At 65.4% G+C, this 8,413-nt stretch carries 7 protein-coding genes; 4 read left to right on the top strand and 3 right to left on the bottom strand.

The features are described from left to right. Positions 1-171 precede the first annotated feature (171 nt). On the top strand, positions 172-1,209 hold the full coding sequence (locus AC1VWL_RS18655; RefSeq protein ID WP_482987675.1) for a DUF4380 domain-containing protein: 1,038 nt from the start codon (positions 172-174) through the stop codon (positions 1,207-1,209). Between the two features lie 226 nt (positions 1,210-1,435). Further along, entirely contained in the window at positions 1,436-3,040 is a 1,605-nt protein-coding gene (locus AC1VWL_RS18650; RefSeq protein ID WP_482987674.1) for an OpgD/OpgG family glucan biosynthesis protein, read from the top strand. A gap of 56 nt (positions 3,041-3,096) precedes the next feature. Here AC1VWL_RS18650 and AC1VWL_RS18645 read toward each other — a convergent pair whose 3' ends face one another. Together AC1VWL_RS18645 and AC1VWL_RS18640 are read right to left on the bottom strand one after the other, a co-directional pair. Then, positions 3,097-3,801, bottom strand: coding sequence for a sel1 repeat family protein (locus tag AC1VWL_RS18645; RefSeq protein WP_481615546.1), 705 nt, complete (start codon positions 3,799-3,801; stop codon positions 3,097-3,099). A 66-nt stretch (positions 3,802-3,867) separates the two neighbouring features. Then, the gene (locus tag AC1VWL_RS18640; protein ID WP_282272281.1) at positions 3,868-4,488 is read right to left on the bottom strand and encodes a thymidine kinase; all 621 of its coding nucleotides are present in this window, start codon (positions 4,486-4,488) and stop codon (positions 3,868-3,870) included. Between the two features lie 76 nt (positions 4,489-4,564). Here AC1VWL_RS18640 and AC1VWL_RS18635 point away from each other — a divergent pair, with 76 nt between their 5' ends. Both AC1VWL_RS18635 and AC1VWL_RS18630 read left to right on the top strand, forming a co-directional pair. Next, positions 4,565-6,547, top strand: a complete 1,983-nt coding sequence (locus AC1VWL_RS18635; RefSeq protein WP_282272288.1) for a UvrD-helicase domain-containing protein — start codon at positions 4,565-4,567, stop codon at positions 6,545-6,547. A 372-nt stretch (positions 6,548-6,919) separates the two neighbouring features. Further along, positions 6,920-7,447, top strand: coding sequence for a GNAT family N-acetyltransferase (locus tag AC1VWL_RS18630; RefSeq protein ID WP_482987673.1), 528 nt, complete (start codon positions 6,920-6,922; stop codon positions 7,445-7,447). 116 nt (positions 7,448-7,563) lie between these two features. Here the strand turns inward: AC1VWL_RS18630 and AC1VWL_RS18625 are convergent, their stop codons facing one another. Beyond that, positions 7,564-8,229, bottom strand: a complete 666-nt coding sequence (locus tag AC1VWL_RS18625) for a YceH family protein (RefSeq protein ID WP_482987672.1) — start codon at positions 8,227-8,229, stop codon at positions 7,564-7,566. Positions 8,230-8,413: the final 184 nt, after the last annotated feature.

Raw genomic sequence — 8,413 nt, 5'->3', positions numbered from 1 at the left:
CAGCCGCGCCGGCCCCCCGCCGCCCCCCCGCCCCCCGCGCCGCCGGCCCGCCCGCCCCGCCCCCCCCCCGGCCCCCCCCCCCCGCGGCCCGCCCCCCGCCCCCCCCACTACAGGAGGCGCCGGTCGCTGCAAGCTCTGCCATGATCCGCACTGACCCGCAGGAAGCACCCAATGCAGCCGCATCATCGAATCACGCTCTGTCTGTTGTTGCTGCCATCACTGGCGATCGCACAACCCGACACCCCGGCGGAGGACCACGCCGCAGTCCTGAAAAGCAGTGAGCTGCAATTGCAGGCGACCTCCGCCTTCGGCGGCCGGGTGCTGTCGCTGCAGCGCAACGGCGAACCCAATTTCCTGCGCATGGGCGCAGCGGTCCGCACGCAACCGGATCCAGTGGTAAACGCCAGCAGCGATGACATCGCCTACCTCGGCCATGACGTCTGGGTTGGCCCGCAATCGCAGTGGTGGCTGCACCAGCAGATCAACCCCGAGCGGCGGGCTGCTGCTGCCAACTGGCCGCCGGACCCATGGCTGTCACTCGCCCCAGCGCAATGGCTGCAGCGCGATGCCGGGCAACTGCGGCTGCGCGGCGCCGCCAGTCCGGTAACCGGCATGCAACTGGAGAAAACATTCCGGATTGACCCCGAGCGCGCCGACACCGTGCAGCTGCAGGTCAGTGGCCAGAACATCCGTGACACGCCGGTCGCCTGGGACCTGTGGTTCAACACCCGCGTCCACCCGGCTACCCGGGTGTTCGTGCCGGTCAGCATGGCCAGCGACATCCGTGTCGAAGGGGCGCCCGATCCGGGCATGCCGGACCATCGCTTTGCGGATGGCATGCTGGTACTGCACGCCGGTGCTGGCAGCATGGGGCCGCGCGGCAAATGGTTCGTGCAGCCCACGGTAGGCTGGATGGCAGGCTTCAATGGCAGCCAGGCCTTGATCATCCGTTTTGCCAAGCAGCCGCGTGCCAGCATCCATCCCGAGCAGGCCCAGGTCGAGCTGTATCTGGATGCCGGCGGTATCGCCGAGGGCTTGCTGGAGATGGAAGTGCACGCGCCTTACCGCGAGCTGCAAGCCGGCGAACGGATGCAGGCATCCGAGCAGTGGACACTGTTGCAGTGGGACGGCGGGGATGACGAGGCGGCGCAGCGTGGATTCCTGTGCGCGCATGCGGCCGCGTTGCAGTTGGCGGGTGCGTGTCGTTAGGGCGTAGCCCTGCGGTGCTGGAGCTATACCGGTAAGGCCTCTGCCGAGCATGGCTCGGCACTACCGTCTTCTGCTCCCTCCCTTTGCCGCAGGCAAGGGGAGGGTTTGGGAGGGGTTGGCTTTTCGCTGGCTGGCTGAAGGCGGTGTTCATCCGCCCCTGCTCCGAGGCTGTCGATTCACGTAATTGCGCCTACCATGCAGCGGTCCCCAACTGGCACGTCTTTCCATGCAACGACGCGACTTCCTGCGCAACGCCGCTGCCGCCCTGGCGGCATTCGGTCTTCCGGCCTTCAGCGCCTGTGCGGCTGGCAAACCCGCCCAGCTGGGCCTGCGCCGGCTGGGCCAAGCGCAGCCTTTCGACTTCGCCACGCTCAAGGGCCAGGCCCGTGCGCTGGCGCAGGCGCCGTACAAGAGCCACAAGCGCACCCTGCCGGGCGCGCTGGAGAAACTCGACTGGGACCAGTACCAGTCCATCGGCTACCGCCAGGACCATGCGCTGTGGGCTGACCAGCCCGGCAAGTTCCAGGCGAAGTTCTTCCACCTCGGCCTGTACTTCCATTCGCCGGTGCGCATGTTCGACGTGGTCGATGGCAAGGCGCAGGAGCTGGCCTATGACGGCGCGGCCTTCAACTACGGCAAGAGCGGTATCCACGATGGCGAGTTGCCGGCCGACCTCGGCTTCGCCGGCTTCCGCCTCAATACCCGCAGCGATACCGACCGTGACTTCGCGGCCTTCCTTGGCGCCAGCTATTTCCGCGCGGTGGGCAAGGAGGGCCAGTACGGGCAGTCGGCGCGTGGCCTGGCGATCGATACCGGCATGGGCCGCCCGGAGGAGTTCCCGGACTTCATCGCCTATTACCTGGAACAGCCTGCCGCTGATTCGGACACCATCGTTGTTTATGGCCTGCTGGATTCACCCAGCGTTGCCGGTGCCTATCGTTTCGCCATCACCAATGGCGATGTGCTGCTGATGGACATCGACAGCGCGTTGTACCCGCGCAAGGAAATCGAGCGGCTCGGCATCGCGCCGTGCACCAGCATGTACCAGGTCGGCGAGAACGATCGCCGCATGGATTGGGACTGGCGCCCGGAGATCCACGATACCGATGGCCTGTCGATGTGGAACGGTGCCGGCGAGTGGATCTGGCGGCCGCTGTGCAACCCGGCCAACCTGCGTTTCAACATGTTCGTCGACAACAACCCGCGCGGCTTCGGCCTGCTGCAGCGTGACCGCAACTTCGACCATTACCAGGACGACGGCGTGTTCTACGAGAAGCGCCCCTGCCTGTGGATCGAACCCAAGGGGCAATGGGGCGAAGGTTCGGTGCAGCTGGTGGAGATTCCCACCGTCGATGAAACCTTCGACAACATCGTCGCGTTCTGGAACCCCAAGGCCAAGCCGCAGCCGGGCCAGGAACTGCTGGTCGGCTATCGTCTGTATTGGGGCGCCGAGCCGCCGGCACGTCCGCCGCTCGCCCACTGCGTGGCCAGCCGCACCGGCCTGGGTGGCATCATCGGCAAGAAGCGCGAGTATTTCTCGTGGCGTTTCGCGGTGGACTTCGAAGGCGGCGAACTGGCCGGCCTGATCGACAAGGCCGACGTCGAGGCAGTGGTGGAAACCAGCCGTGGCCGCGTGGAAGTGGTATCGGCGCGCCCGCTGCGTGAGATCAAGGGCTACCGCGCCATGTTCGACCTGGTGCCGCCGGATGGCAGCACCGAGCAGATCGACGTGCGCCTGTACCTGCGCAGCGGCGGCAAGACCCTGACCGAAACGTGGTTGTACCAGTACAGCCCGCCGGCAGCCGGTGCGCCGGAGCGGACGTTGTATTGATTGCAAGCGAGGCTGCGTTAACACCGGGGCGGTTTTGATCCCGCCCCGGGTCGAAATCAAGGTTTGTCGGTGGCTGCGGGAATGCTCATCGCAGGCTTGCCCACTTCCACGGTGCCACGGCGGATCTTCATCCAGGTTTCGTCCTGCCACTTCTGGTAGAGATCGGGATCCCAGTATTTCTTGTCATACATCCGGTCAGCCTTGATGGTGCGCTGCATTCCGCCGTCGTTGTAGACGATATCGACATTATTCGACATCGAGCCGGTACGGCTGCCTGTCATTGCGCGTAGGCCGCGAGTCAGCACCGCCGCGATGCGCGGTTTGGCCACAGCATCACCATACTCGGCGGCGAGCTGTCGGGCTTGGGCACGGGCTGCATCCTGTTGTTCCAGCGGAAGCGCTGCCCAATACTGGTCCCTTAGCTCGACGAACAAGGGGTATCCGCGTTCGGCTGCGACGTCCATCCAAGCAAACGCCATCACCCGATCTGCAGGGCGTTCCACGCCGAACCAGTACATTTCGGCCAAGTAGCCCTGCGCCGGCTTATCCGCATAGCGCGCGGAAAGCCGGAAGTTTTCCATCGCGCTATCCACTTCACCGCGATGCAGTGCGTTTACCCCCCACTGTCGGTACATCATGTCCGGATGACCATCCAGGAATCCGGCATTGAGCAAGGGCCCGTCTTCTTGTGGCGGTGTTTCGGCGGCGGCAGCGGGCAGACAAAGTGGCAACAGCAGGATGATGAATAAATAGCGGAGCATGGTGGGTATCATTCTTCCTTGGAGATGGTCGCAGCCTAGGGGGCACAGGGGCCAATGTAAATTGGCCTACAACGGCAGCGGCGCCTGCATCGGATCAATCCGCCCCTCGCCGCGGGTGATCTTCTTGAACTCGGCGCGGCTCACCGACACATAGCGATCGTTGCCGCCGATCTCCACCTGTGGGCCGTCCTGCACGGCAAAGCCGTTCTCGTCGACGCGCACGGTCATCGTCGCCTTCTTGCCGCTGTGGCAGATGGTCTTGATCTCCTGCATCTCGTCGGCCCAGGCCAGTAGGTACTGGCTGCCTTCGAACAGTTCGCCACGGAAGTCGGTACGCAGCCCGTAGCACAGCACCGGGATGCGCAGCTGGTCGACCACCTCGGACAGCTGCCACACCTGTGATTTGCTCAGGAACTGCGCCTCGTCCACCAACACGCAGCCGAGCCGGCCGTGGGCGGCAATGTCCTGCTGGATCAGCTTCTCCAGATCGGTATCGCGCTCGAAGGTGGTGGCTTCAGCCTGCAGGCCGATCCGCGAGGCGACCACGCCGGTGCCGGCGCGGTGGTCCAGGTGCGGGGTCAGCAGGGCGACGCGCATGCCGCGCTCGCGGTAGTTATGCGCGGACTGTAGCAGGGTGGTGGTCTTGCCGGCGTTCATCGCCGAATAATAGAAATAGAGCTTGGCCATGCCGCATTTTACCGCGCCAGCCGGCGCTCACGGGCGATGGCTTACACTGCCTGCCTGCGACTGAAAACACCCCATGCTGGACTCCCTCAATCCCCCCCAACGCGCGGCGGCTGTGCACGCCGAAGGTCCTCTGCTGGTGCTGGCTGGTGCCGGCAGCGGCAAGACGCGTGTGATCGTCGAGAAAATCGCCCACCTGATCGGCATTGGCCGCTACAGCGCCCGCCGCATCGCCGCGATCACCTTCACCAACAAGTCGGCCAAGGAAATGCGCGAGCGTGTGGCCAAGCGCCTGCGCGCCGAGGACGCGGCCGAGGTCACCATCTGCACCTTCCACGCCTTGGGCCTGAAGTTCCTGCAGATCGAACATGAACAGGTGGGGCTGAAACGCAACTTCTCCATCTTCGATGCCGATGATGCCGGCGCACAGATCAAGGATCTGCTGGGTGGCAGCAATGCCAAGCCTGACGATATCGAGGACATGAAGAACCTGATCTCGCGGGCCAAGAACTCCGGGCTGTCGCCCGAGCAGGCAATGGCGGCGGCGCGCAGCAACCGCGAGAAGGACGCGGCGATGGTCTACGAGCTGTACCAGACCCGCCTGACCTCGTTCAATGCGGTGGATTTCGATGACCTGATCCGCCTGCCGGTGCAGGTGCTGGAAGAGCACCCGGATATCGCCCTGGCCTGGCGCGAGCGCATCGGCTATCTGCTGGTCGACGAATGCCAGGACACCAACGATGCCCAGTACCGCCTGCTCAAGCAGCTGGCCGGGCCCGCCGGCAACTTCACCTGCGTGGGCGATGACGACCAGTCGATCTATGCCTGGCGCGGCGCCAATCCCGAGAACCTGCAGCAGATGGGCGTGGATTACCCCAAGCTGCAGATCATCAAGCTGGAACAGAATTACCGTTGTTCCAACCGCGTGCTGCGCGCGGCCAATGCGTTGATCGCACACAACCCGCACGAGCACCTGAAGACCTTGTGGTCCGACCAGGCCGACGGTGAACGGATCCGCGTGTGGGAGTGCCGCAACAGCGAACACGAAGCGGAAAAAGTGGCGGCGGAAATCCATTTCCTGGCGACCAGCCGCAAGATTCCGTGGAGTGATTTCTGCATCCTGTTCCGCGGCAACTTCCAGTCGCGTCCGCTGGAAAAAGCGATGCAGCTGGTCGGTGTGCCGTATCACCTCAACGGTGGCACGGTGTTCCTTGAACGGCAGGAAGTGAAGGACACGCTGGCGTGGTTGCGATTGATCGTGAACCCGGACGACGACACGGCCTTCATGCGCGCGGTGCAGTCGCCCAAACGTGATGTCGGTGCAAGCACGCTGGCCAAGTTGGCGGAGCTTGCGTCCGAGAAAGACATTCCGATGGCGCAGGCTGCCGAGAGCATGGGCGCGCTGGCACAGCTCACCCCGCGTGCGGCCAACAGCCTGAGCAAGTTCACCGACATCCTGCGCGCGCTGCGCCTGGACATGCGGCAGATGAGTTCCGGCGACCTGGTGCGGCGCGTGGCCAAGGATTCGGGCATGTTGGCCGAGCTGCGCCACGCGGCCAAGGACACTGCCGGCTATGAGCGTCGCGCCAACAACCTGGAAGAGCTGGCCTCGTGGTTCGAGAGCGGTCCGCGCGGCGCGAGCGCCGCCGACATGGCCGCGCAGCTGGCGCTGATCTCGCGCAACGACAAGGATGACGGCGGCAACCAGGTGCGGATGATGACGCTGCATGCGTCCAAGGGCCTGGAGTTTCCGTATGTATTCATCGTTGGCTGCGAGGACGGCGTGCTGCCGCATCAGGTCAGCCTGGATGAAGGCAACCTGCAGGAAGAGCGGCGCCTGCTGTACGTGGGCATCACCCGCGCCAAGATCCAGCTGTGGATGAGCTTCAGCCGTTTGACGCGAAAGTTCGGCGAGCACATCCGGCTCAAGCCCAGTCGATTCTTCGATGAGATTCCGGCCGGTGAGATCCAGCGCGATGGGGCGGACCCGGTAGCTGATGCGGCGCACAAGCAGGAGCGGGCCAAGGCCGGATTGGCGGCGATCCAGGCGCTGTTTGATTGATGCTTGTCTCCTGCCTTTTGGCGAAGCCAAGAGGGAGGCCGGGAAGAGGTAGCTTTGGCCCCGGTCTTGCGCTCTGATTGGGGCGCCCCTCAGCCCTCCCGTGGCCAATGGATACGGCAGTAGTGCCGAGCCATGCTCGGCAGGGGCTTTACCGGCAAAAACCAGAGCACCCCTCCCCAGCCTTCCCCTCTGCTGTGCAGAAGGAGGGGGCATGGCTTGGCCCCTCCCCTTTGGCGTAGCCAAGGGGGAGGCTGGTAGGGGGTAGCTTTGAGCCTTGGCTTTGCGTTCTGATGGGGGCTCAGCGCGAACAGCACCCCTCCCCAGCCCTCCCCTCTGCTACGCAGAAGGGAGGGGGCGAAAACCGAGCCCGCCATGCCCTTGATCCAGACCGAACGCCTGCAACTGCGCCTGCTGCGTGACGACGACGGCGATGCTGCCGCGATGCTCCAGCTGCTCAACGAACCTGGTTTCCACGAATTCATCGGTGATCGTGGTGTGCGCACGCTGGAGCAGGCGCGCGAGTACGTGCAGAAGCACACCTTCGGCAGTTATGCCGCGAATGGCTTCGGCATGTATGCGATTGAACGCCGCAGTGATGGCGCTTGGTTGGGCAACGCTGGGCTGGTACGACGCGATGGCCTGCCCTGTGCGGATGTCGGTTACGCTCTGCTGGGAGCCTACACCGGCCAGGGCTATGCATTGGAAGCCGTGCAAGGCGTACTTGCCTACGCGCGCGGCACGCTCGGCCTGGGCGAACTGCGTGCGATCGTCTCGCAGGGCAATGCGCGCTCCGTCGCGCTGCTGGAAAAAATCGGCTTCCGCGATGACGGCACCGTGGTGCTGCCGGGCAAGGACGAACAGCTGCTGCTGTTCGTCAACATGCCCGCTTCAGCCGCGTAGCCCGGGTAAGCGCAGCGCACCCGGGGCAAGTATCCCTAGGATCTGCGATGTTCCGCCAAAGGCCCCGGGTGCGCTGTGCTTACCCGGGCTACGGCTGGAATGCGTTCTGAGTCGGCTCAGCCGCCCAGTTGCTCCTGCAACGCTGCAAGCTGTTCCTGCAGTGCTGCGACGGTCGCCTCCAACTGCTGCACGCGCTCTTCCAAGGCGCTGTTGTCGACCAGGGCGGCAGCGCCCGCCGGGGCACGGTACTGCGCTGCCAGGGCATCCACATCCACCGCACCGCACAGCAGGTGCATGAAGCGGTCTTCGCGCTGGCCCGAAGCACGCGGCAGCTGCACGACCAGGCCACGCTGCTGCATGCGGTCCAACTGGTGGCGCAGGTCGGCGGCATCGGCGAACTTGGCCATGCGCTCGCTGCGGGTGGTCAGCTCACCGGCGGTCTGCGGGCCGCGCAGCAGCAGCAAACCGAGCAGGGCAACCTGCTGGCGTGGCAGGTCGAGCTTGGGGCCGGTCAGGTGCTCGTAGCGGTCGGCGCGCGAGGCGAAGTGCTGGCGCACCAGGCCCAGCGCTTCCAGCTGGCGCAGTGCGTGCTGCACCTTGCCGGCTTCCAGGTTCATCACCGGCTCGCGCGCGGTCTTCTGGTTGGCGGCAACCTGGGTGGCGTTGACCGTCAGCGGATAGGTGTCCGGGGTGGTGGCCTCTTTCTCGATCAGGCAGCCCAGCACGCGCGCCTGGGCGGCGTCGAGGATGGGGAAATCGGGGGTCTGGCTGGTCTCGGTCACGGTCCGGGCTCTGGTCTTGCTAGGGGGCGCAAGCATAGCTGAGAGGGCAAAACCGGGCTAAACCGGGGTGGGGGGGGGGGGGGGGGGGGGGGCCCGGGCGGGGGGCGCGGGTGGGGCGGGGGGCCCGGCGTGGGGGCGCCGCGGGGGTTTGGGGGGGGGGGGTTGTGGTGGGGGGGGGGGGGGG

The organism is Stenotrophomonas sp. STEN063 (assembly GCF_056854515.1).
Note: the sequence above shows the minus strand (reverse complement) of the source record. Positions and strands in the feature narration are given on the sequence as shown.